This window comes from Parafrankia soli (assembly GCF_001854695.1).
Lineage (GTDB): Bacteria > Actinomycetota > Actinomycetes > Frankiales > Frankiaceae > Parafrankia > Parafrankia soli.
The window spans coordinates 1-23,454 of record NZ_MAXA01000219.1 but is presented as its reverse complement, the minus strand read 5'-3'; the positions used below and the strand labels follow the sequence as shown (position 1 = coordinate 23,454).

Annotated in this window: 17 protein-coding genes; 10 read left to right on the top strand and 7 right to left on the bottom strand. The window is 73.6% G+C overall.

Annotated elements, in window-relative coordinates; all coding sequences use genetic code 11:
* Positions 1–101: 101 nt before the first annotated feature.
* Positions 102–512: a DUF3499 domain-containing protein gene (locus BBK14_RS19390; protein WP_071064558.1), complete on the bottom strand. Its 411-nt coding sequence runs from the start codon at positions 510–512 to the stop codon at positions 102–104.
* 396 nt (positions 513–908) lie between these two features.
* Between BBK14_RS19390 and BBK14_RS19385 the strand changes: the two genes are divergently transcribed.
* The gene (locus BBK14_RS19385; RefSeq protein ID WP_041254899.1) at positions 909–1,304 is read left to right on the top strand and encodes a metallopeptidase family protein; all 396 of its coding nucleotides are present in this window, start codon (positions 909–911) and stop codon (positions 1,302–1,304) included.
* Positions 1,305–1,374: 70 nt separating this feature from the next.
* Positions 1,375–2,664, top strand: a complete 1,290-nt coding sequence (gene manA, locus BBK14_RS19380; RefSeq protein ID WP_071064556.1) for a mannose-6-phosphate isomerase, class I — start codon at positions 1,375–1,377, stop codon at positions 2,662–2,664.
* Positions 2,665–2,727: 63 nt separating this feature from the next.
* On the opposite strand, the gene BBK14_RS19375 is transcribed toward manA, so the two are convergent.
* From BBK14_RS19375 to BBK14_RS19355, 5 genes are all read right to left on the bottom strand, one after another.
* Positions 2,728–4,299, bottom strand: coding sequence for a DUF5719 family protein (locus BBK14_RS19375; RefSeq protein WP_071064554.1), 1,572 nt, complete (start codon positions 4,297–4,299; stop codon positions 2,728–2,730).
* A complete protein-coding gene (locus BBK14_RS19370) occupies positions 4,296–7,250 on the bottom strand; it encodes a glycosyltransferase (protein WP_241831667.1) in 2,955 nt (984 codons plus the stop codon). The genes BBK14_RS19375 and BBK14_RS19370 overlap by 4 nt, the downstream gene beginning before the upstream one ends.
* A gap of 246 nt (positions 7,251–7,496) precedes the next feature.
* Positions 7,497–8,138 (bottom strand): WhiB family transcriptional regulator, encoded by a 642-nt coding sequence (locus tag BBK14_RS42290; RefSeq protein ID WP_071064550.1) that lies wholly within the window; start codon positions 8,136–8,138, stop codon positions 7,497–7,499.
* Positions 8,139–8,586: 448 nt separating this feature from the next.
* Entirely contained in the window at positions 8,587–11,421 is a 2,835-nt protein-coding gene (locus BBK14_RS19360) for a bifunctional FO biosynthesis protein CofGH (RefSeq protein ID WP_071064548.1), read from the bottom strand.
* A gap of 89 nt (positions 11,422–11,510) precedes the next feature.
* Positions 11,511–11,792: a hypothetical protein gene (locus BBK14_RS19355; protein ID WP_071064546.1), complete on the bottom strand. Its 282-nt coding sequence runs from the start codon at positions 11,790–11,792 to the stop codon at positions 11,511–11,513.
* 211 nt (positions 11,793–12,003) lie between these two features.
* On the opposite strand from BBK14_RS19355, the gene BBK14_RS19350 reads away from it, so the two are divergent.
* The 4 genes from BBK14_RS19350 to BBK14_RS19335 all read left to right on the top strand — a co-directional run bounded on the left by BBK14_RS19350 (position 12,004) and on the right by BBK14_RS19335 (position 16,136).
* Positions 12,004–12,588, top strand: a complete 585-nt coding sequence (locus BBK14_RS19350; RefSeq protein WP_071064544.1) for a TetR/AcrR family transcriptional regulator — start codon at positions 12,004–12,006, stop codon at positions 12,586–12,588.
* 128 nt (positions 12,589–12,716) lie between these two features.
* The gene (gene cofD / locus BBK14_RS19345) at positions 12,717–13,721 is read left to right on the top strand and encodes a 2-phospho-L-lactate transferase (RefSeq protein WP_071064542.1); all 1,005 of its coding nucleotides are present in this window, start codon (positions 12,717–12,719) and stop codon (positions 13,719–13,721) included.
* 22 nt (positions 13,722–13,743) lie between these two features.
* Complete coding sequence (locus BBK14_RS19340; protein ID WP_083391084.1) at positions 13,744–15,141, top strand: coenzyme F420-0:L-glutamate ligase; 1,398 nt, start codon at positions 13,744–13,746, stop codon at positions 15,139–15,141.
* A gap of 191 nt (positions 15,142–15,332) precedes the next feature.
* Positions 15,333–16,136, top strand: a complete 804-nt coding sequence (locus tag BBK14_RS19335) for a DUF3105 domain-containing protein (protein ID WP_071064540.1) — start codon at positions 15,333–15,335, stop codon at positions 16,134–16,136.
* 38 nt (positions 16,137–16,174) lie between these two features.
* Here BBK14_RS19335 and dnaN read toward each other — a convergent pair whose 3' ends face one another.
* Complete coding sequence (dnaN, locus tag BBK14_RS19330; protein ID WP_071064538.1) at positions 16,175–17,377, bottom strand: DNA polymerase III subunit beta; 1,203 nt, start codon at positions 17,375–17,377, stop codon at positions 16,175–16,177.
* A gap of 395 nt (positions 17,378–17,772) precedes the next feature.
* Between dnaN and BBK14_RS19325 the strand changes: the two genes are divergently transcribed.
* The 4 genes from BBK14_RS19325 to BBK14_RS19315 all read left to right on the top strand — a co-directional run bounded on the left by BBK14_RS19325 (position 17,773) and on the right by BBK14_RS19315 (position 22,808).
* Positions 17,773–19,080: an acyltransferase family protein gene (locus BBK14_RS19325; protein WP_071064536.1), complete on the top strand. Its 1,308-nt coding sequence runs from the start codon at positions 17,773–17,775 to the stop codon at positions 19,078–19,080.
* Between the two features lie 387 nt (positions 19,081–19,467).
* Positions 19,468–20,724 carry a septum formation family protein gene (locus BBK14_RS19320; RefSeq protein ID WP_071064534.1) on the top strand — a complete coding sequence of 419 codons (1,257 nt, stop codon included), beginning with the start codon at positions 19,468–19,470 and terminating at the stop codon, positions 20,722–20,724.
* 622 nt (positions 20,725–21,346) lie between these two features.
* Entirely contained in the window at positions 21,347–21,724 is a 378-nt protein-coding gene (locus BBK14_RS37195; protein ID WP_116430115.1) for a PASTA domain-containing protein, read from the top strand.
* Positions 21,725–21,755: 31 nt separating this feature from the next.
* The gene (locus BBK14_RS19315; RefSeq protein ID WP_083391082.1) at positions 21,756–22,808 is read left to right on the top strand and encodes a septum formation family protein; all 1,053 of its coding nucleotides are present in this window, start codon (positions 21,756–21,758) and stop codon (positions 22,806–22,808) included.
* Positions 22,809–23,454 lie beyond the last annotated feature (646 nt).

Below are 23,454 nucleotides of genomic sequence, written 5' to 3'. Positions count from 1 at the left end.
GCGGGCGGGTCAGACGCGGGCGGGTCAGACGCGGGCGGGTCAGACGCGGGCGGGTCAGGCGGACGTCACGACGGGCGCGGACGTCACGACGGGCGCGGACGTCACGACGGGCTCGGCACTGCACGCAGGTGGCCGCGGCCACGGCCGCCGGGACCGCCGGGACCGCCGGGCGGCACCGCACCGGGACCAGCGGGACCGGCCGGACCGGTGGGCGGCTCCGACCCACGGCGCGGGGCGGAGTCACGCACGGCGTCGGCGAGCGCCTCGATGTCGTCGGACGTCGGCTCCTGGCCGGCCTGTTGGTGTTCGGCCTGCTCGGCCTCGATCCGGACCACGGCCCAGCCGAGCGGCACGGTCAGCCGGTCGGCGTGGACCCCACACAGGTCATACGAGTGCGGCTCGACGAACGGCGACAGCGGACCGAGTACGGCGGTGGACTCCGCGTAGGCGTAGGTGAGCGTGGCGATCGCGGCCGCGGAACAGGCCGAGCGGGAGCAGCGCCGAGGCTTCACGTTCCGGACGGTAGACCCCGGAACGGGCGACGGCCACCACCGCCCGCCGTGTCGCGCACCGACAGAGGTCACTGTGACGCAGTGGTTATCGCTCGGTTGCTCCACGCACACAATTACACCAGAACGTCGCACACGCTTCGACCAAAACCGCCTTCTGACGCCGTGTCGATCCTGGTCGGGCCCCCTAGGTGGGGGTGTGGGTGGGGGTGTGGGTGGGGGTGTGGGTGGGGGTCCGGGGCCGACTTGCCCGGTTCGCCACGCGCCGCGGTGATCGCCGGACGGACCCGGCGTTACCCTGGCACGATGGCCGAACCAGCCAGCACGCCCAGGGTGCGCTTCCCCGCGGCCGGACGCCCGATCCCCGCCCGTCGGCGGCGGGACAGACGGGGCCGCGGCATGCGTGGCACGCTCCTACCCCCGGACGTGCCCGCCTACGCCACCCGCGGTGAGCGTTTCGACGACCTCGTCCTGGACGCGGTCGAGCACCTGGACCACCGGTGGTCCGCCGAGCTCGCCGACGTCGAGTTCGCCGTCGAGGACGTACCGCCGATCACGGTGACCGACGACAGCATCCCGCTGGCGCATTACCAGCCGGCCACCGGAAAGGGCCGCTCGGCCACGCCGCGGCGGATCGTCATCTACCGGCGCCCGCTCGAAGCGCGCGCCGTCGACAACGAGGACCTCGCCGAGCTGGTCCTCGACGCGATCATCCACGAGGTCGCCGAGATGATGGACGTCGACCCGGCCGTGATCGACCCCGAAGGTCATGGCTGGGGCGACGACGAGGAGTAGGGCCCACCACTAGAGCCACCCGACGGGCTCAGAGCCGCTCACGACCGCCGACGCGGGGACGGAGACACGTGTGACCATCGGGGAGACCACACCAGCCAACACCGGGACGTCCGTTCGGAGGTGGGACGCACGGACCGGTCGACCGGCGGGCGCGCCACGCGGGGCACCGCCGCCGCGTGCCCCGGTCCGCATCCTGGAGCTGCACGGCCGGGCACAGCGCTACGCCTGGGGCTCGCCGACCGCGATACCCGACCTCCTGGACGTCCCGTCCGACGGGGAGCCCGTCGCCGAGCTGTGGCTGGGCACCCACCCCCAGGCCCCGGCCGAGGTCGTGGACACCGGAACCTCAGGCCGGCGGGCGGCCGCCGACCTCGTCGGCGAGTTGCCCTTCCTGCTGAAGGTGCTGGCCGCCGACAAGGCCCTGTCGCTACAGGTCCACCCGAACGTCGAGCAGGCACGCGCCGGCTTCGACGCCGAGCAGGCCGCCGGGATCGCTCCCGACGACCCGCGCCGCCGCTACCGGGACCGCAACCACAAGCCCGAGCTGATCGTGGCCCTGACGCCGTTCCGGGCCCTCGCCGGCATCCGGGCGCCCGGCGCCACCCTCGCGATCGCGCGCGGGCTCGGCCATCCCGGCCTGATCGCCGCGTTCGCGCCCCTGGCGACCGATCCGGCCGGCGGCGCCACCCAGGTGCTGCGCAGCCTGCTGACACTCCCCCCTCAGGCCGGCGAGGAGCTGGCCGCCGGGGCGGTCGCCGCCGCCGAGCGGGTCTCCCCCGACGCGGACGAGCAGTTGCGTCGCGCGGCCGAGCTCGTCCTGCTGCTCGCCGAGACCCACCCCGGGGACGTCGGCATCGCCGCGGCGCTGCTGCTCAACGACGTCACGCTGCGCCCCGGCGAGGGCCTGTTCCAGCCGGCGCGGCTGCTGCACGCCTACGTCCAGGGCGTCGGGATCGAGATCATGGCCACGTCGGACAACGTCCTGCGCGGCGGGCTCACCCCGAAGCACATCGACGTCGACGAGCTGCTGCGGATCCTCGACCCGCGCCCCACCAGCGCGCCGGTACTCACCCCGCGCCCGCTGGCGACCGGCCCCGGCGGCCAGCTGCGGGCCTGGGATGTGCCGGTGGACGACTTCGTCCTGCGCGAGGCTGTCTGCGCCGGTGGCAGCGTGGCGGTGCCCGACACGTCCGTGCTGCTGGCGGTGGAGGGCAGCGTCGAGGTCGCGGGCACGGACCTGGCGGGCTCGCCGCTGGCGCCGCTGACCCTGCGCCGCGGCGACTCGGCCCTGGTGACCGGCCCGGCAGCCCTGACACTCACCGGCACGGGACGGGTCTTCGCCGCGGGCTCCCGCGTCTGAGCCCGGCCAGACAGAGAGCACACGCAGACCACTACACCTTCGTCCGGGCGGGGCCAGTGCCGCTCACCAGGCAACGCGCGGATCGGCCAGCGACGCCGGACCGTACCGGAGGCGCCACGCGCCGGTAAGCGGCACGACGGCCGAGACGGTCCGCGGCACCAGCGCGGTCGCCACTCCCGCGGACGGCGCTCCCGCGGTCGGCGGCGCGGTGCCGAGGACCTGGCTCGCGACGAGCGGGCCGCCGGTGCCGACGACACGCGCGCCGACGCGGCCCGCCAGCAGCGGCGCCAGCACCGCGCGGCCCGCGCCGACCTCGAACCGGCGGCCGTCGACCCAGACGGTGGCGGCCCGCCCGGGCGCGACCAGGACGAGCGCGCCGGCCGTCCAGGCCGGTACCGGCGCCGCCGCGACGACCAGACCTGGCGGCGTCGGCCCGGCCGCGCCCGGCTCGCCGACGACGACGCCCGCCCAGCGGGGCCGCTCCGGAACGACCCCGGCGACCCAGGTACGCCCGTTCGGCGGACCGCCGCCCGGCGCCGCGGGAGCCGCCGTGGCCACGCCGGTGGGCAGGCCGAGCGCCGCGACGATCCCGCCCCCGTCCGTCGACTCGACCAGCAGGGCGGACGGACCCGCCGGAGTCAGCGTGACCGGGCGGCGCAGCGCCGCGCCGGCCGGGATCCGCACGGCCTCCAGGCCGACCGGGGTGTGGCGACCCGAGGCCGTGATCACACTGACGCGTACGGTCGCCGCCGCTCCGGGAGCGGAGAGCACGAGATCGGCCGTTGGCGGGCCGGCGGCCGGTGCCCCCGCACCGCCGGACCCGGCAGGGGTGAGGAACCCGCCGAGCAGGACCCGGGTGGCCGGACCGGCGGTCGGCGGCACGGGCGTGGCCGCCGCCGGCCCGGAGCCGCTCGCGCGGTCGACCAGCCAGCTCAGAACCCGGCCGGTGTGCACATCGACGTCGACGGTGGTCACGGTCGCCTCGGGGGCGAGCTCGGCCAGGCGCCGGCTGACCGTGCGCCCGACCGGAACGGTCACCTCCACCCGGGGCGCCGTCTGGCCCGACGACGCGGCGCCCACACTGACCCGGGCCGGCCGCGGACCGGTGTTCGTCCAGTACAGGACGGGATCGCGGCCGGCGACGGTGGCCGGGCCGGCGAACCACGTCCGCGCGCGGGACTGCTCGCAGCGGGCTCGCAACGGTCCCGCTCCCGACCCGGGGGAGGTCACGGTCGCGGTGAGGCCGGCCGCGGCGGACCCGGTCGCGACAAGCCGCAACGGACCGCCGGCAGGCCCCCGCGCCACCGACTGGCCGCTGTCCGGGCCGCCCGGAGTTGGGCCACCCGAGTCCGGACGCGGCAGGTAGAGCAGCTCGTCGTGCTGGCGGTCGCCACCGAGCAGCGCGCCGCCACCGGATGGCCGGACCACCCCGTCGGGCCCCGAGCCGCGCACGACGTCCAGCAGCTGGGGCACCCGCCCCCTCAGACCGAGATCCGGGCAGTCCAGGGTGACCGCGGTGACCGCGGTGACCGGTCTGGGGACGGCTGCGGGCGGACGAGGCCCCGCCGTGGCGAGCAGGGCCGCGACCACCCCGACCAGGCCCGCCACCCCGGCCGGCACGACGATCCGCTTCACGTGGTCTCCGCCCGCGTGGCCGCCGCGCGGCGGCCGCGGCGCCGGCGCGGGACGGCGGCCAAGGGGCCCGCGGCCAGCAGGAGCGCCCCAGCTGCGGCGGTCGCCAGCACGGCGGCGCGGTGGCGGTGGTGATCGTAGGAGACCTCGAGCAGGCCGCCCTCGGCCGGCAGGACGAACGCCTGCGCCCAGCCGTCCGCGACCGCCGCGGGCAGCGGCGCGCCGTCCAGGGTCGCCCGCCAGCCGGAATCGGCGGGTTCGGCGAGCACCACCCGGCGCCCCGCGGCGCCGCCGGGCAGCCGGGTCGATCCGGCCGGACCGGGCGAGCCGAGCCGGAGCGGGGTCGTGCCTTCCCCGGCACCGGGGGCGGCGGCGACCGGGCGCCACAGCAGTACGTCAGGACCGCGCCTCTCCCGGGAGAGGCCGTCCACCGCGTCGAGCGCGGCCATCAGCGCCGGGTCGGCCGAACCCGCCGGGACGACGACCGCGGCCACACCGAACGCCGGCAGCGCGTCGGCGGCGTCCGGGAGACCGGCGGAGATGTCCGCCACGAGCGTCGCGAGCGCCCGGTCTGCAGCGGAGGGCGGCCGGTGTGGGGCGGCGGCGGGGAACCTCGGCCCGCCCTGGGCGGCCAGGCTGTACGCGACCGGCCCCGACGGGCCGGACCGGCGCAGCACCAGGACGCGCGCGCCTGTTCCGCCCGTCCGGCTCAGCGCGGCGACCGCGCGGGCCGGGCTCTCCTCCTGCGCGGGACCCGGGATCGGCGTCGCGGTGGCCAGGCCGGCGGCGAACGCCAGCACACATCCGCCGAGCAGGACCGCCCCGACCCGGGCCGTGGCCGGCGCCCAGCCGGTGGCCACACCACCGACCCCGGATGACGCCCGACGGCCGAGCAGGCGGGGGCAGGCGGTGAGCAGCAGGCACAGCGCCGCGAAGAGGCACAGTGCCACGAAGAGGCAGGGCACCGCGGCCCGCCCCTCGTCACCGGGAGCGCCGGCCACCAGGCCGGTCAGCTCCGAGCCCGACAGGGACGACACAGCGGCGGGCCACCACCCGACGCCCCCCGTGACGAGGCCGGGCAGCAGGGGGACGGCTCCCGCGATCAGCACACCAAGTACCGGCACCGGCCCGACCGGCGGCGGTTGCGTGCCCGGCGGCCGTGATCTCCGGACGGCCCAGGCCGCCGTGGGCAGGCCGACCAGCGCGATCGGTGCCAGCACCGGCGCGCACGCGACGACGAGGGCCAGGGAGACGGCGAACCGCCAGCCCGCGCGCCCGCGCCCACCGGCGTCGGCGCCGGCGCCGAGGCCGGTTCCGGAACCGGAACCGGAACCGCTCGCTCCGGCCCGGACCGTCCGGCCACGGAGGAACTCGTCCCCCGCCGCGAGAACGGCGGGCAGCACCGCCAGGGCGACGGCGGTCTCGATCCGGCCGGCCAGCACTGATCCCGTGACCGGCGGGGACACGCCGTACAGGGCCGCCAGGCCGAGCCTCGGGCCGCGCGAGCCGACGAGCCGTCCCGAGGCCCGGTACGAGAGGTAGGTCGCCCCGGCCGGAGCGACGGCGAGCACGACCGAGCAGGTCGCGGCCACGCTGAGACCGACCGGGGCGGCAACGGACGACAGCGCGGCGAGCAGAGCCGTCCAGGGCGGTGCGGAGCCCGGCCAGCCGAGCACGCCGCCCACGGAGCCCTGCCAACCGGACCACACCATGGACCACAGGTCACCGGCGTACTCGGGCATTGGCACGCCGCCGCCGACGGCGTCCGGTGGCAACCGGCGGACGGCCAGGCCAGCCGCCCCGAGGAACAGGGCCATCACCGCCGCGAGCGCCCGCGGCGGGGCGGCCGCGCGGGGACCACTCGGCGCCCGGTCGGCGACCGCGCGGGGTCGGGCCGACAGCAGCTCGCGCACGGCACGCCGCGGCACCGCCACGCACCGGCCGAACCGCACGCGCATCCGGAACAGGGGCCGCGGGCTGGCGAGGACGGCACCGGCGATCCACAGCTCGGTCAACGCGTCACGCCACCGGCCGCGGGAACGCGGGCCGCTCGGATCACCGCTGTCCCGGGGCGGGAGGAGCAGGCGGGCACCGGCCCGCGCCGCGCCCGCGACCACCAACGCGAGCACGGCCGGTACGAGGAAGGGCGCCGCCGTCAGCGCGAGCCGCACCCGCGCTCCCGCGACCCTCCCGACACGGTCGCCCGCGCGAGACGCGCCGGACGCGAGAGGCCTGTCAGCGAGAGGCGCGTCGGTGCGTGCGGGCGGCGCGAGCAGCACCGCCGCCGGGGGCACGACGACGACCCGCAGGCCCGCCCGCGCCGCGCGGGCGCCGAGATCCAGATCGAGGCCGGCGGTCATGTCCGCGGCCAGGCCGCCGAGCCGCTCCCAGGCCGAGGCTCGCACGAGCATCCCCGTGCAGGAGACGGCCAGCACGTCCCGCACGGCGTCATGCTGACCGTGGTCGGGCACGCCCGGGACGACACCGGTGATCCGCCGGCCGGCCCGGTCGACCGTCACACCCGCCTCGAGCAGGAATTCCGGTCGGGCGGCGTCGAGCACCTTGGGACCGAGGACCGCCGCGCCCGGGTCGACGCGGGCGTAGGTGAGCAGCCGTTCCAGGGCGTCGGGCCGTGGCAGGACGCCGTCGTGGATCAGCCAGTAGAAGGTGTCGGGCGCGCCGCCCAGCCCGCCGTGCCGGATACCGGCCGCGACCGCGACACCGAAGGACGTCCCGGCAGGCAGGCTCAGGACGTCCCCAGCGGGCAGGCCCGGGACGTCTCGGGCGGGAAGGCTCGGGACGTCAGGGTCCGGGCTCGGCTGCGTGGGGCCGTCTGCCGCCGGAACCCACTGCGCCGGGATTCGCTGCGCCGGGATCGCGGGGCCGCCGAGACGGACGACCACGATCCGCTCGGGCGGGCGGGTCGACGCGGTCAGCGCGACCACCGGGCCCACCGGACCCACCGGGCCCACCGGACCCGCAGCGACCGTCGCAGGCGCCGCAGCGGTACCAGTACTGCCGAGACCGTTTTGTCGCGGGTCGTGGCCGCCGGGCGCCGCGGGCTGATCCCGCCGCGTCACGACGACCGCTACGACCCGCTGACCGGGACGAACGGCTCCTCGGGAACGAACCGCCCACCGGTGGTGGTCGGCGTCCCGCGTTGGTCTCGTCATCGCGGGCGCCGCCTGGTGGATCCGCCGTCAGACTGCCCGGCGGCGCTGCTTGCGCCGTTCCCGCTCGGACATGCCGCCCCAGATCCCGAACCGCTCGTCGTTCTCCAGCGCGTACTCGAGGCACTCGACCCGCACCTCGCAGCCCGAACAGATGCGCTTCGCCTCCCGGGTCGACCCGCCCTTCTCAGGGAAGAACGCCTCCGGGTCGGTCTGCGCGCACAGCGCCCGTTCCTGCCATTCCATCGCCTCGCCGAGCAGGTCGCCGAAGCCGATGTCGATCACCTGGGCGAGGGAGTCGGACAGCGAGCCGTCGCCTCGGGGCAGGGTGACGCCCCCGGGGCCGACCAACGCGCCGTCCCGCACCTCGTCCTCGTCCTCGTCGCCCTCGTCGTCCACATCGTCGTCGAGGTCGTCGGTCGCGGAGTCGTATCCGGTCTCGACGAGCTCGGGCCGGCCCCGCCCGGGCATGACCGGCGGCGCGACCGCCATGGCGGACGCCGCGGCCGGGCGCGGGTGCACCGCTCCGGCCGCGAGTGCCGGCGGCCCGGGAACGGGAACGGGCAGCGGACGTGCCACGGGCCCCGACTCCCCGACCGGACCCGTGTCGTGCTCAGCGGGACGCTCGACGTCCGCCAGGACGGTGTGGACGCCCGCGTCGGTGTGCTCCATATGGACTCCTCCAGACCCGTCGCGGTGCGGTCGGCCACCCCCCCCGGACGCCGGCGCACGGCGCCTGGGATCCATTCCGACCGGACGTCGCCTACCGCACGAGTCCCGTCGACGGGGGGAATGACACGCCGGTAATTACACGCGCCAGACTTGGCCGCGTCAACCCCACCGACGCAACATCTTCTACAACCAGCGATGAGACCATAGCTCACAGTCACTGGGACTCGTCACGGAGGGTCCCCGTGGTCGCACCCTCCAACACGGAGAGTGACGATCGGGCGGACGCGCCGGAGGCCCTCCGGTCACACAGGACCGAACGAACACCCCATACCGGACGCCGAGATTCTCGGACATCTCACCCGAACCTACACCGATCACCAGCGCCGACAGCAGGCCACCGAGACCCCGGTCACAGACCGTCACCACATAAACGAGCTGTGACGAGCTCTCAGGTCACGACAGTCAGCATGGTGCGCGCAGCGTCACCACGTGCGGTACCAAGACGCTCCGCGGAGACCACGCCATATGTAGTGGTCCGTTGCCGAGCGGGACGGCCCGCGGCCTGCGCGACCTCCTCCAGCTCGGCTATGGAGCGCCGTGAGCCGTGTTGCGAGCCCGCCATCCGGCTGATCGTCTCCTCCATCAGTGTGCCTCCGAGGTCGTTGACCCCACCGGCGAGCACCTGGACGCAGCCCTCCGTACCGAGCTTCACCCACGAGCACTGGATGTTGTCGATCGCTCCGTGCAACAGGATCCGGGCCATGGCGTGCACCGCCCGGTTCTCCTGAACGGTGGGGCCCGGTCGGGCAACCCCGGCTAGATAGATCGGGGAACTGTGGTGCACGAAGGGCAGCGCGACGAACTCGGTGAACCCGCCTGTCTCCTCCTGGATGCGGCGCAGCAGGCGCAGGTGGRCCACCCAGTGCGCCGGGGTGTCCACGTGGCCGTACATCATCGTCGCCGAGGAGCGCAGGCCGACGCGGTGCGCGGTGGTGACCACCTCGACCCAGGCGGCGGTGGGCAGTTTGCCCTTGGTCAGCACCCAGCGGACCTCGTCATCGAGGATCTCCGCGGCGGTGCCGGGGATGGTGTCCACCCCGGCCTCCCGGGCCGCCGTGAGCCACTCCAGCGTCGACAGCCCGGTGCGGGCGACCCCGTTGGCCACCTCCATCGGCGAGAAGGCGTGCAGGTGCAGCCCGGGTGCCTGCTTCTTGATCTCGCGGGCGAGCTCGAAGTAGGCGGTGCCCGGCAGGTCCGGGTGGATGCCGCCCTGGACGCAGACCTCCGTCGCGCCGACGGACCACGCGTCCCGCGCGCGGGAGCCGACCTCGTCCAGGGAGAGCGTGTAGGCGTCGGCGTCCGCGCGGCGCTGAGCGAAGGCGCAGAAGCGGCAGCCGGTGTAGCAGACGTTGGTGAAGTTGATGTTGCGGTTCACCACGTAGGTCACGTCGTCGCCCACGGTCTGGGCGCGCAGGGCGTCGGCGAGGCCGCACAGCTCTTCCAGCGCGGCACCCGTCGCCCCGAACAGGGTCAGCGCCTCGGCGTCGGTGAGTCCGGCCGGGTCGGTGCTGGCCCGCCGCAGCGCCGCGAGCACCTCCGGCTCCGCCCGGGTGATCGCGCCGCGCGCGCCGTCGGTGGTTCCCGTGGTGGCTGTGGTCTCTTCGGACCCGTCCTCGGACGGGACGCCGCCACCGGCCGCCGTGCCGACCGGGACCACCGTGCCGACCGGAGCCGTGTCCTCGGTGGTCTTCTCCCCCGCGGCGGATGCCACGGCTTCCGCGGCACCGGCGCCCGCCCGGGTGCCCGTGCCGTAGATCCCGTCCACCCCGGTACCGGCGGCGCGCACCTGCTCGCGCAGACCGGCCCAGTCGCCGTAGACGGAGTCGAAGTCGGAACGGGTGGCGGAGTGTCGTCCCTCGGTGTCCACCGCGGTGTGCAGGTCGGTGCGGCCGCTGTTCCCCAGGCCGCCGTCGGGCTCCTGCCACGGCAGCCCCGCCGCCCGGGCGCCCTCGGCGAGCAGCCCGTCCGGACCGGCCAGCGCCGCCACGTGCCCGGACAGCCGCGGGTCGATCCACGGCTCGTCCAGGTGTGTCGGGTGGACGGTCAGCCGCGGCCGCAGCGTGAAGCCCGCCGCCGCGGTCACCTCCCGCAGGACGTCCAGATCAGGCCAGGGCCGCTCCGGGTTGACGTGGTCCGGAGTCACCGGCGAGACACCGCCCCAGTCGTCGAGGCCGGCGGAGAGCAGCAGCGCGCACTCGGCGGTGTCGACGAGGTTCGGCGGCGCCTGCACCCGCATCCGCGGGCCGAGCACCAGGCGGGTCACCGCCACGGCCGCCGCGAGCTCCTCGGCGCCGACGTCCGGCTCACCGCGCATCGCGGTGTCATCCTTGGCCCGGAAGTTCTGGACGATGACCTCCTGGACGGACCCGTACTCGCGGGCCAGCCCACGCAGCGCGAAGATCGTCTCGGCGCGCTCGACGGCCGTCTCGCCGATGCCGAGCAGCAGGCCGGTCGTGAAGGGGATGGAGAGCCGCCCGGCGTCGGCCAGCACCCGCAGCCGGACGGCGGGCTCCTTGTCGGGCGAGCCGTAGTGGGCGCCGCCGGGCGTCGACCACAGCCGCGTCGCGGTCGTCTCCAGCATCATGCCCATCGACGGCGCGACCGGCTTGAGCCGCGCGAGCTCCGACCAGCTCAGCACGCCGGGATTGAGATGCGGCAGCAGGCCGGTCTCCTCCAGCACCGCGATCGCGACGGCGCGCAGGTAGCCCAGCGTCGAGTCGTAGCCGTGGGCGTCGAGCCACTCCCGGGCGGCCGGCCAGCGGTCCTCCGGGCGGTCGCCGAGGGTGAACAGCGCCTCGGCGCACCCCGCCGCCGCCCCCGCGCGGGCGATGTCGAGCACCTCGTCCACCGTCAGGTACGGCGCGGGCAGCCGGTGCGGGACGGTCGCGAACGTGCAGTAGTGGCAGCGGTCCCGACACAGCCGGGTGAGCGGGATGAAGACCTTCGGCGAGTAGGTGACGACGCCGGGCCGCCCCAGGGAGGCGAGCCCGGCGTCACGCACGCGCGCCGCGGAGGCGCACAGGTCGGCGAGATCCTCGCCGCGCGCCGCGAGCAGGATCGCGGCCTCGGCGACGTCCAGGGTGACGCCGTCGCGCGCGCGGCGCAGGGCGCGGCGCATGGCGGCGGCGGACGGCGGCGGTTCCTGCCGGTGCCGGCTCCCCTGTTCCGGGGCCACCGCCTGCCCGGGTCGTGATCCGTCCGGTACCGCCGCCGTACTCGTCATGCGTTCACCCTGGGTAGTCGATGGATGATCGTAGGTGGATGTCCCCGCGGGGCCGGGCCGCCGTCAGGGCGGGTCGGCGCGGGTCCAGGTCAGGCTGTGCCGGCGCCGCGGGTGGCCCGGGGGCCGGCCGCCGGGTTCCGCAGCCGCTCGAGGGTGCCGATGAGCAGGTTCGTCCGCCTGCGGGCAGCCAGCGTGTCGGTTCGCGCGGCTCCCGGCGCGGACGCGCCGCCGCGCAGGTCCGCGTGCCGGGCGGCCGCGACCTGTGGCGCGCGGGCCCCGGCGAGGGCTCGGTTGAGGGTGGCGGAGAGGGCTTCGAGGCTCTTGGTCGTGCGGGGGCTCCTGGTAGTCCGGGGGGTCCTGATCGCGGACATGGCGGTCCTTCCAGCGACGTGGAGAGCTAGGTCCATCTCACAGCTCTCTCTAACCAGAATCAAGAGATGGCTCCTACCGGCGCGGATCGTCACGCGCGGCTACCGTCCATCCCCTCCCCGCGACACGGAAGCCGCATGACGGAGCGGGCGGGACGACGCGGGTACCGGACAATCCCCTCCTGCCCCCCGCCGGGGTCGTTACGCTGATCAGGTGCCACGCAACCGCCAGGAGGTCCCGCGCGAGGAACGGATCGACGCGCTGCTCGCGGTCGCCGAGCAGCAGTTCCTCGCCCGCGGGTTCGCCGGTACCTCCATCGCCGAGATCGCCCGCGCCGCCGGCATCGAGCCCGGCTCGGTGTACTGGTACTTCCGGTCCAAGGACCACGCGTTCGCCGCCGTCCTGAACCGCCTGCTCGACGGCGAGGTGGACCGCATCGCGGAGCTGCCCGGCGAGGCGGCACAGAAGCTCTTCGCCGCGCTGGACTCGGTCGAGCGACGCCGCACGCTGCACCCCTGCGTCGCCGAGCGCGCCCCGCACGCCCCGCCGATCATGGAGTACCACGAGCGGCTGCACGAGTGGCTCCACGGCCTGGCGCTGAGCGCCGTGGCCGACCTGGTCCCCCAGCCCGACCACGAGATCGCCGCCGACGCCGTGGTCGCCACGATCGAGGGTGGCCTGGCCAATCCGGCGCCGAGCCGGCCCACCAGCCATCTCGTCCGCTACCTGCTGGCGTCACTCGCCGCGGTCGAGCACTCCCCGAACGCTCCGGCCACCGAGGTCACCACCACCAGCTGAACCACGACATCCGAGGGCGGGGCCGGGGGCCCCGGCCGCCGAGTCGGTGTCCGCGAGGCCCGGGGTTGCCGGTCGGGGTGTCGGGGTGTCGGGGTGTCGGGGCGGTGCGGGTGCCAGGATGATGCGACGTGAAGGTCACCGCATTGGCCGGCGGCATCGGCGGCGCGCGTTTTCTGCAGGGTGTCCGGGCTGCCCGCCCCGACGCCGAGATCACCGTGATCGGCAACACGGGTGATGACATCACGCTGCACGGCCTGCGCATCTGCCCAGACCTGGACACCGTGATGTACACCCTGGGCGGCGGGATCTCGGCCGAGCGCGGCTGGGGCCGGGAGGACGAGACGTTCGTCGTCTCGGCCGAGCTGGCCGCCTACGGGGTGGGTCCGAGCTGGTTCGGGCTCGGCGACCGCGATCTCGCCACCCACCTCGTCCGCACCCAGATGATCGAGGCCGGTTACCCGCTCTCCGACGTCGTGACGGCGCTGTGCGACCGGTGGAAGCCGGGGGTGCGCCTGCTGCCGATGTCGAACGACCGGGTCGAGACCCATGTGATCATCGCTGATGACGAGGGACGTCGGGCCGTCCACTTCCAGGAGTGGTGGCTGCGGATGCGGGCGCAGGTGCCCGCCGAGGCGATCCTGTCCGTCGGTGCCGCCGAGTCGAAGCCGGCGCCGGGTGTGCTGGACTCGATCGCGGACGCCGACGTCGTGCTGATCGGGCCGTCCAACCCGGTGGTCTCGATCGGGACGATCCTGTCGGTGCCGGGTGTCTCGGACGCGCTGCGGGTCACCCTGGCCCCGGTCGTCGGCGTCTCACCGATCATCGGGGGATCGGCGGTCCGCGGGATGGCCGACGCGTGCCTGAAGGCGATCGGTGTCGAGACGTCGGCGCGCGCGGTCGGCGCGCACTACGGCGGCCGGCACCGTACCGGCGGTGCCACCTCCGGGGGAACGACCGAAGAGCTTGGTCACGGTCTGCTGGACGGGTGGCTGGTGGACGTCGTGGACGCGGCGATCTCGGCGGACCCCGACGCCATACCCGGAGCTACCGTGAAAGCCGTACCGCTTCTCATGACCGATCTGGAGGCCACTGTGGCGATCGTGGAGGCGGCGCTGGAGCTCGCCGGTGTCTGACCTGTCCCCGGTGGGGACATCCATGACGAAGGACGGACCGGAACCCGCGGAGGCGTCGTTCCCGGGCGCGGCGGAGCAGGTCGGCGAGGAGCCGCTGGCGGAGCGGGAGCTGCGGATTCTGCCGCTGGGCGGGATCGGCGAGGTGCGGCCGGGCGACGACCTCGCCGCGCTGATCGCCGCGGCCACGGGCGCCGGGCCCGGAGGCGGCCCCGGGCTGCGTGACGGTGACGTCCTCGTCGTGACGTCCAAGATCGTGTCGAAGGCCGAGGACCGGCTGATTCGGATCGAAGGCGACAGAGAGGCCACGCGCCAGGCCGCCATCGACGCCGAGTCCGTGCGCGAGGTCGCGCGCCGCGGCCCGACCCGCATCGTCGAGACGCACCACGGCCTCGTGCTGGCGAGCGCGGGGGTGGACGCGTCCAACATCGCGAAGGACTCGATCGCGCTGCTGCCGGTCGACCCCGATGCCAGTGCCCGCACGCTGCGGGACGGCCTGCGCGACCGGCTCGGCGTCGACGTCGCGGTGATCATCAGCGACACGGCCGGGCGGCCCTGGCGGCGCGGGCTGACCGACATGGCGATCGGCGTCGCCGGGATGGCGGCGCTGCGCAGCCACATCGGCGACATCGACTCCTACGGCAACGAACTCGGGATGACCGAGATCGCCGAGGCCGACGAGCTGGCCGGCGCGGCGGACCTGGTGAAGGGCAAGCTCGGCGCCACACCGGTGGCGATCGTCCGCGGGTTCGCGCGCCGGCCCGACGACGGGAGCGGGTCACGCGCGCTGCTGCGGCCCTGGGACGAGGACATGTTCCAGCTCGGCACGGTCGAGGCACGCCGCTCGGCCCCGTTCGCGCGGCGCACGGTGCGGGAGTTCGCCGACCTCCCGGTCGACCCGGCGGCGGTGCACCAGGCGATCGCCGCGGCGATCACCGCGCCCGCCCCGCACCACACCACTCCGTGGCGGTTCGTGCTGGTCGAGGCGCGCCGGCACGCCCTGCTCGACGCGATGGCGATGGCCTGGACGGACGACCTGCGCCGCGACGGGTTCGACGAGGACTCGGTGAGCAAACGGCTGCGCCGCGGCGACGTGCTGCGCCGGGCGCCGGTGCTGATCGTCCCGATGATGGTGACCGACGGCGCGCATCCCTACCCGGACGAGCGTCGGGTGCGGGCCGAGGAGCGGATGTTCACCGTGGCGCTCGGCGCCGCCGTGCAGAACCTGCTGGTCGCACTCGCGGCCGAGGGCCTGGGCTCGTGCTGGGTGTCGTCCGCGCTGTTCTGCGGGGAGGTCGTGACCGACACGCTGGACCTGCCGCGCACCTGGACGCCGATGGGCGTCGTGGGTGTGGGGCACCCGGCCGCACCGGCGCACCCGCGGCCGGCCCGTGACATCGCGGCGTTCGTCGTGGAGCGCTGAGCTACGATGGCATTCACTTAATGGTCATGTTGAACTACGTACGGCTACCGTCCGGTTCATAGGACGTCCGGTTCGCGCGATCTCCGCCTGTCGGCGGACAGGCCCCGATCTCGCCGATAGTGGCGGTCGGCGGCGGGTCGGGCGGACCGCGGCGGCTCAGGCGTGTTCGACACTTCGTAGGATCGGGCCCCGTGGGGAAGAAGAGCGTCGCGCGCAACGCCCGTCTGGAGGAGCTCCGCCGCGAGCAGAAGCGGAAGGAGCGCCGGCGGGCACTGCTGATCTACGGCACCTCCGGCTTCGTCGCGCTCGCCCTCCTTGCCGGGATCATCGTCTACAGCGTCTTCGACAATCGGTCGAAGAACAAGGAGCGCAGCGTCGGCTACGTCGCCGCCGCCTCCCCGGCCGCGGTCACCGCGAACTGCACCGGGATCCGCAACGACCAGTCGTACGGCAACCAGCACGTGGGAGCCACCGACACGGTCGAGTACAAGGACTCCCCGCCGTCGTCGGGCAACCACGAGTCCGACCCGCTGCCCGACGCCATCCGGTTCTACAACCCGGATTCGGGCATCCGTGCCGAGCGGGCGGTGCACAACCTGGAGCACGGCTTCGTGGTCGGCTGGTACGACGCGAAGCTGCCCGCCGACCAGGTCGAGAAGCTGCGCACGGTCGCGGCGGACGCCGGGAACCGCTTCATCGCGGTGCCGTGGACGCGCAACGACTTCGCGGGCGACCAGCACTTCGTGCTGACCGGCTGGGACCGCACCCAGCGCTGCGGCACCGTCTCCGCCGACGTGGTGAAGGAGTTCGTCAAGAAGTGGGCGAACCCTCCGCTCGACGGCGTGACCTGGGACTCGCCGACCGCGGCGGAATCCGGGGCCGCGGGTGGGACTCTGAACGTCACCGAGGACGGCCCGATCGACCCGGCGGCCGCGGCCGCGGGCGGGGTGGTTCCCGGCGCCGGCACGATGACCCAGGCCCCGACCGCACCCTGAGCCGGCGCTCCGGCGCGCTCGGGGGCGCGCCGGAGCGGTCAGGCGGTGCCGGTGCGGATCGGCATGAGCAGGTAGCGGTAGTCCTCACCGTCGTCCTTGCCGGTGAGGACCGCCGGCTTGCTCGAGGCGATCTCCGGGTCGGCGGTGGCGAACCCGATGATGGCCTCGTCGCCCTCGACCGCCGCCAGGCCGTCCAGCAGGAACGCGGGGTTGAACAGCACCGACAGCTCCGGGCCGTCGTACTCCACGGGCACCAGCTCGGACGCCTGGGCGCCCCCGCCGTCCCCCGCCTCGGCCACGACCTGGCCGGCGGAGAACGTGAACCGCAGCGGCGCCGTGCGCGTCGCCACCAGTGCGACCCGGCGGACGGCGGCCGCGAGCACCGCCGTCGGCGCCGTGACGGTGAGCTCCGACGTCTCCGGCAGCAGCCGGCGGTAGTTCGGGAAGCTTCCCTCCAGCAGCCGGACGATCGTCTGCCGGCCGTTCACCGACAACCCGAAGCGCGGGACCCCGGCCTCGTCGACCCCCATCCCGAGCATGACCCGGGACGCGGTGGTCGGCAGCTTCGCCACGTCGGCGAGCAGCCGGGCCGGCACGTGCGCGACCGCGTCGGGGTCGTCGACGGTGGGCTGCCACGGGATCGTCCGGACGGCGAGCCGGTACCGGTCGGTGGCGACCATCGTCAGCCCGCCCCGGGCGATCTCGAGCCGGACGGCGGTGAGCACCGGCAGCGCGTCGTCCCGGCCGGCGGCCGGGGCCACCTGCGCGACCGCCGCGGCGAAGCCGAGCGTGTCCACCTCGCCGACCGGCGGCGGGAACGCGGGCAGCACCGGGTAGTCCTCGACGGCGAGCGCCGGGATGCGGAACCGGGCCGCGCCGCACTCGATGATCACCCTGGTCTCGGTGGCCTCGACGACCACCGGCGCGTCGGGCAGGTTGCGCACGACGTCCGCCAGCAGCCGTCCGGGCACGACGACCCGGCCGGGCTCGGTGACGACGGCCTCGACCGGGGCCCGCGCGGCGACCTCGGAGTCGAACGCGGAGACGGTGAGCGCCGGGCCCGGCGCTCGGCCCCGCGCCTGGGCCTGATCCCCGGCCTGGTCCTGGTCCGGGGTCGGCATGGTGGCTTCCAGCAGCAGGCCCGTCAGCACCTGCTGGGCGCCGGCGGTGGGCTTCGGCACGTACCGGGCGGCCCAGCCCGTCGCGTCGGCGAGTACGTCGCGTTCCACGCTGAACCTCATGCAGGGATTGTCGCGCCGGACAACGCCGAATCTCCGCATTCCGCAGACCGCCCACCGCTCGCGGCGGCGCGGCAGGCCTGTCACCAGGGCCGTTGATGCGACATCCCGGGGACGTGGGCGGGGCGGGAGCCGGCCGCCGCCGYCCTGCCGCCCCGCCGGCTCGACGCGCCGCCGCCCCGTCCGCTCGACGCGCCGAGGGCTCGACGGCTCGCATGGCGTGTCACGCCGCAGTTCGCGCACGCGGCGGACCAGGTTATCCGCGACGACATTGCGCCGGCTATTGCGCAGCACCTTCAGGTACCCCCGGCGAGGTGGGCGCCACTGATCGAAAAAGACCCGTCTATCGTTTCCAGTCAGTGCTACCCGTACTGCTGGGACCTGTGGGGGGAACCATCGTGGATAAGCTGACCGAAGATGCGAGCCGCGAACCGGCGCCACCGGCACGGAAAGTTCGACGAGCAACCATCGGCGGCCATAACCCTGCGCTCGACGGACTGCGTGCCCTGGCCGTCCTGACGGTGCTCTTCCACCACATGGACCTGGTGCCGGGCGGCTACCTGGGCGTCGATCTCTTCCTGGTACTCAGCGGGTTCCTCATCACGGGCCTGCTGCTGGCCGAGCGCGACCGGGAGGGCTGGATCTCGCTGCGCGCCTTCTGGGCCCGCCGTGGTTTCCGACTCCTTCCCGCCTTCTACATCTTTGTAGCAGCCGGCATTCCGCTCGTCCTTCTCGTCAAGGACACCGACGACCAGTGGCAGTTCCTTCGCAACGGGCTCGCCGCCCTCTTCTACGTCGCCAACATCCAGCGCACACTGAATCCTCCGGACAGCGGTGCATGGTTTGGGCACGTGTGGACGCTCTCCCTCGAGGAGCAGTTCTACCTGCTCTGGCCGATCGCCCTGGTGCTGATCTGCCGCAGCGAGCGCTGGCGGCGGCGCCTGCCGGAGATCCTCATCAGCGCCGTGATCCTGGTGTTGATCTGGCGGGAGATCCTGATCGGCAGCGGCGTGTCGAACTTCCGCATCTACTTCGCGCCGGACACCCGCTTCGACTCGCTGCTCGTCGGCTGCCTGCTCGCCACCTGGCGCCACGAGGCGCTGCGTTCGGCGGCGGACGGCACCGCCGTGGCCGGCGACCTGTCCCGGGTCGCGGGCAGCCGCACCGCCCAGCTCCTGGCCCGGGCCGCTACGTTCGGCCCGGTGGGCCTGCTGGGCCTGGTGATCCTCTTCTTCACCGGCCCCGATCTGCACGGCCCGCCGAACTGGATGGCCCGCGGTGGCTACCTGCTCGTCGCCGTGCTCGCCGCCGTCGCCGTCCTGGGTGCCGACCAGCACCGGCCCGGGTGGTACGACCGTGTGCTCAGCGCCCGTCCGGCCGCCTGGGTGGGGCGGATCTCCTACAGCCTGTACCTGTGGCACTTCCCCGTCACCGGGGTCGCCAACGACTCGCTCGTCCCCCGTTTCGGCCGCGTCCCGGCGGCCGGCGCCGCCCTCGTCGTCAGCCTCGGGCTCGCGTCGGCGTCCTACTACTTCGTCGAGCGGCCCGTGCAGCGCCGCCGGCCGGCGTGGGTGAACGCCCGCGGCACCGCGCCGCGCCGCGGCCGGACGTCGATCGTGACGCCGTCCGCCGAGCCGCTGCTCGCCACCACCCAGCCGCTTCCGGTGAACGGCGATTCCGAGCCGGTTCGGCGCATTCACTCCTGAACCACCACCGGCCGCGGACCAGCCAGCCGCACGCCAGGTGAAATGAGCCAGCCGGCCGCAGGTGACGACTGTCAGTAATGACGTCGCCCGCGGCCGGCTGGTCGTCGTTTGGGTGCTAGCCGCCTGACGTGGCAGAACGGAACGGCCCCGTGCGGCGCGCGATTGCCTTCCGTGACGGCGCTCCAGAGGCAGGGCTTTCCGCGCCCCAGCATGCCCGGCCCAGGTGCCAACTTCTTCACAGCTTGCCCTAATATGGCCGGCTGCACATCCCTCGGTATCCGGATCGTCGCATTGCGCGCACATTGATCTGCAGGCCGTCGGCTGTCGCGGACGTCGGCGACCACTCGCGACGCGTCCTGATCCTGCGTGCCCGAGGGAGTAACCGGCGTGTCCGGAAACAGCGCACCCACGCCGAACGGCGCCGAGCCCGACCCGTTCACCGACCCGTTCGCCGATCTGGTCCTCGACGAGGCCTTCATCGCCGGAGCCACCCGATACGAGGCCCCAGCCCGGACGAGAGCCGCGGTCGCCCGCTTCGGGCCACTCGAAGACGGTTCGACGCCCTGGCGCTCGTACGGCGGCGGCCGGCCACGGCGGGCGGGAGGCGCCTCCGGACCACTGCTGGGCCGCGGACGGGCGTCCCAGCCGATTCCGGAGATCTCGCCGCGGCCGCGGTCCCGAGGGCGGATCGTGCTGGCGCTGATCAGCGTCGTGCTGCTCTCGACCACCGTCTACGGGTTCGTGGCCTCGGCCGTCGACAGTCCGCCGTCCACCACGCTCTCGGCGGACCCGCCGACCCCGGCAGGGAGTGCCTCCGGCCGCGACGCCATCGCCGAGGAATCGCTACCGGATCTCTACCGGCGGGACTGGACGGCCGGTCACTGCTACACCTGGCTCCAGCGGGACGTCTCGACCGCGGTCAACGACGTCCCCTGCGCCGGCCCGCACCTGTTCGAAGCGGTCGGCCCACTCGACGTCGGCTCCGCCTATCCCGAAGGGGCGACGTACCCGTCGCCGGCCGAGTGGGTAGTGCTCGGCAGGCGGCAGTGCGAGCCGCTCATCACCGCGTATCTCGGCTACGGGCTCGACCCGTTCGGGCGCTTCGGCACGAGCGTCCTCCACCCCAAGGAAGCGGAGTGGAACACCGGCGAGCGGGACATCGTCTGCGGCCTGTCACTCCATCCCTCTCCCACGGCACCCTACGAGGTGCCCGACCTCGAAGGACAGGTCCGCGGAGCCGACCAGGCGCTGACCTATCCCACCGGGACCTGCTTCCGCACGAACACCGAGGGCCGCAACGAGGTGGTCCCCTGCGAGCAGAGCCACCATTCGCAGAGCGTGGGCACGGCGACCCTGGCGGACACCGCCGAGGGCGCACCGAACAGCGCGCCTCTCTCGGCGGAGCGGCTCGACGAACTCATCGACGCGGCCTGCGCACCCCGCATCGCGCCCTATCTCGACCGGGGATTCGGGGGCGCGCCCGTACAGGGCGGATCGCATTCCCTCCGCCCGGAAAGCTGGTGGGTGGGAACCCGATCCACCACCTGCACCGTGAGCCTCGTCGACCGGAACGGCAGAAAACTGGAGACGACCGGCCTGCTCAGCCCGGACGACGACTCGGGGTCGTTCAAAGCGAACGTATGACAGCGGATCCCCTACCTGCTCCGCCCGAGCTGGAATCGAGCGGTGACCGCACTCGAACGTTACAAAAATTCTGGAGAAAAACGTCATGAGAAAAACCCGGAAGCTTACGGTAGCCGGGCGGAGTCGGCCGTTTCGGCCCGACATCGCAGGCCGCCCACGCCCACGCTCCGGCAGCCGCGGGCGGGCGGGCATCGTAACCGGACTGGCATGCCTTGTCCTCGCAGGCTGCGAACCAGGTTCACCGTCCCGGCCCGCCCCGATCAGCGCGCAGGTTGACGGAACACAGCATTCCGCACGGGGCGGTCCGGCGACGACGGCACCAACCTCCGGAACGCCGCACGACTTCCAGGTCGTCATTCCGGGTCAGACCTCGACCCACGGCACTGCCGGAACTCCAGAACGGCCCTCGACCCCGGGTGCTCCCGGAACCATGTCACCCTCGGGGGCGGTGGCGTCCCCTTCGCTCCCAGCACCTGGCCCTACGGCGCCAACTGGTCATGGACCAGTCCCGCCGCCTCCCCCGGCTCCGACGGTCCTACCCAGGTCGGCACCGCCGCCGGTGCCCGGCCCGGCACCCCGCCCGACGACGACACCACCGGCAGCTAAGGCCACAGTTCCGAACATGCGCGGCCTAACCCGATCGGAGGCGACAGACACTCTTCATCGGGCCGGGTTCTACAACATCTCCTTCTCCGAGGGATGCAGCACAAACGGAGAGCACGAAAAAGTCAATGGCCAGACTCCGGAGGCGGGCACTCCGACCACCCTTGACGCCCCGGTCGGCATGCACATCCATATTCTCAACTGCGTATCGATCCCGGACGTCGTGGGCATGCCGATGGGTAGCGCCGTCGACTATCTCGGCAGGCTGGGTTGGACACCCGTGGTCGGCCAGGGATGCGCCGTGGGCGACAACAGCGTGGTCGCGGCAATGACCCCGGCCAGTGGTTCCTACGCCCGACCTGGATCCCGAATCCAACTCGATCCGAAGTGCCGCTGAGCCATTCAGTGTGTCCGAAGGAGTAACCGGGATGCCCGGAAGCAACAACCGCAACAGGTTCACATCGGTGGGCAACCGAGCGGCCCGGCTCTCCCGGCGGCTCCTACGACTCCGACAGCTGCGGGCGGCCGAATGGCGCGATCACCTCACGACCATCGCGATCAACGCTGTTCTCCTTGGCGCCGTGATCTACGGGCTGGTCGCGCTGCACGGAGACCGCGCCGCGGACCGCGGGTCCGACGCGGCGGAGCAGACCGCCCCGGCGACCATCGACCCGATCGGACCGTCGACGACGGCATCCCCGAGCGCCGACGCCGGCGTCGAGTTCCTGCAACAGGACTACCAGCCCGGCCGGTGTTACTCCTGGCAACAGCATGTCGACTCGACCTCGACCCAGGACGTTCCCTGCGCGGGTGTCCACTACTTCGAGGCGGTCGGCGACACCCGCATCCGGCCGGATCATCCGAGCGACGGCGCCTATCCCACCCCCGAGGAGTGGGATGCCGTCACCGACAAGCACTGCCTGCCCATGATCGAGAAGTATCTGGGCGGCCCGCTTGACCCCGCCGGGCGTTTCTCCGCCGGCCTGATCCGACCCCAGAAGCCCGGCTGGGAGATCGGCCAGCGCACGATCACCTGTGGCATCACCGCCGGCATGACCGAATTTGATCCGCCCGCGTTCCGCCCGTTCGAAGGCAGCGCCCGTGGCGCCGACCAGTCCATGACGCACACCGCCGGAAGTTGCTTTCGCCGTGCCGGCGACGACGGGCTGGTCGAGGCTCCCTGCGAACTCCCCCATCACGCGCAGAGCGTAGGAGCGGTGAGCGCGCCGGAGACTCCGGACGGGGCCGCGCCGTCCGATACCTGGCTCAACGAGAAACTCGGGCCGCGGTGCGGCGACCTCGCCGCCCCGTACCTGGAGATCGGCCGCTTCGACGGCGCGCTCGTCGAGCCGCAGTGGAACCTGATCGCGCCGGAGAGCTGGCGTGCCGGGAGTCGCCGCACCACCTGTTTCATCGGATTCGCCGACGAGGCCGGTTCCCCCATGACGGTCACCGGTGTCATGACCACGCCAGTCGTCTGAGCACAGCCGCGACAGCCCATCATTCCGGACTGCTCGGACCGCACTCATCATGCAGTCCGACGCCGGATATCGATCTGACCCCAACATCCTGGAGAAAGAATGAGAAGGCTTCTCGCCGATTCCCGGAAGAGACCGGTTCGAACCGGTAGACCAGGGGAACCAGGCCGTCCCGGCCGACACCTGGTCCGATGCAGGCAGGTCGGCGTCGCCGCCGGGCTGGCCTGCCTGATCCTGGCGGGCTGTGAACCGGTCGCCGGTGGAGGGCCCGCTCCCTCGACGAGCGGAACCCCCGTCACGACCGGCTCACCCGGCCCGACGCCCACGAACATCGCGCCCCCGACGCAGTCCTCACCGTCCGCTCCGGCCTCACCGGAGACCACACCCTCGCCCGGCACCACAGCAGACCCGACCGAAACGACACCGACGAGCTCGCCCGGGACGACGGACATTCGAATCACGCCAAAGCTGACCGTCTCCTTCATGTACCACGCGTCGTACATCAATACCCACATCACCATCGCGAATCCCGACAATCCCACCCAGGGCCCGATCAGGGCCTCGGCGAGATCGCGTAGCGTAGCGGGCTGTTGCGTAAGGTAGCGGCAGTACCGTCGGGCTGGGGTACGCCTTCGCCGAGATAGCGCAG

Coding starts and splice junctions, on each gene's coding strand:
- BBK14_RS19385 (WP_041254899.1), top strand. CDS start 909: ATGCGTGGCACGCTCCTACCCCCGGACGTGCCCGCCTACGCCACCCGC.
- BBK14_RS42290 (WP_071064550.1), bottom strand. CDS start 8,138: ATGGAGCACACCGACGCGGGCGTCCACACCGTCCTGGCGGACGTCGAG.
- BBK14_RS19355 (WP_071064546.1), bottom strand. CDS start 11,792: ATGTCCGCGATCAGGACCCCCCGGACTACCAGGAGCCCCCGCACGACC.
- BBK14_RS19340 (WP_083391084.1), top strand. CDS start 13,744: ATGACGAAGGACGGACCGGAACCCGCGGAGGCGTCGTTCCCGGGCGCG.
- dnaN (WP_071064538.1), bottom strand. CDS start 17,377: ATGAGGTTCAGCGTGGAACGCGACGTACTCGCCGACGCGACGGGCTGG.
- BBK14_RS37195 (WP_116430115.1), top strand. CDS start 21,347: ATGCGCGGCCTAACCCGATCGGAGGCGACAGACACTCTTCATCGGGCC.
- BBK14_RS19315 (WP_083391082.1), top strand. CDS start 21,756: ATGCCCGGAAGCAACAACCGCAACAGGTTCACATCGGTGGGCAACCGA.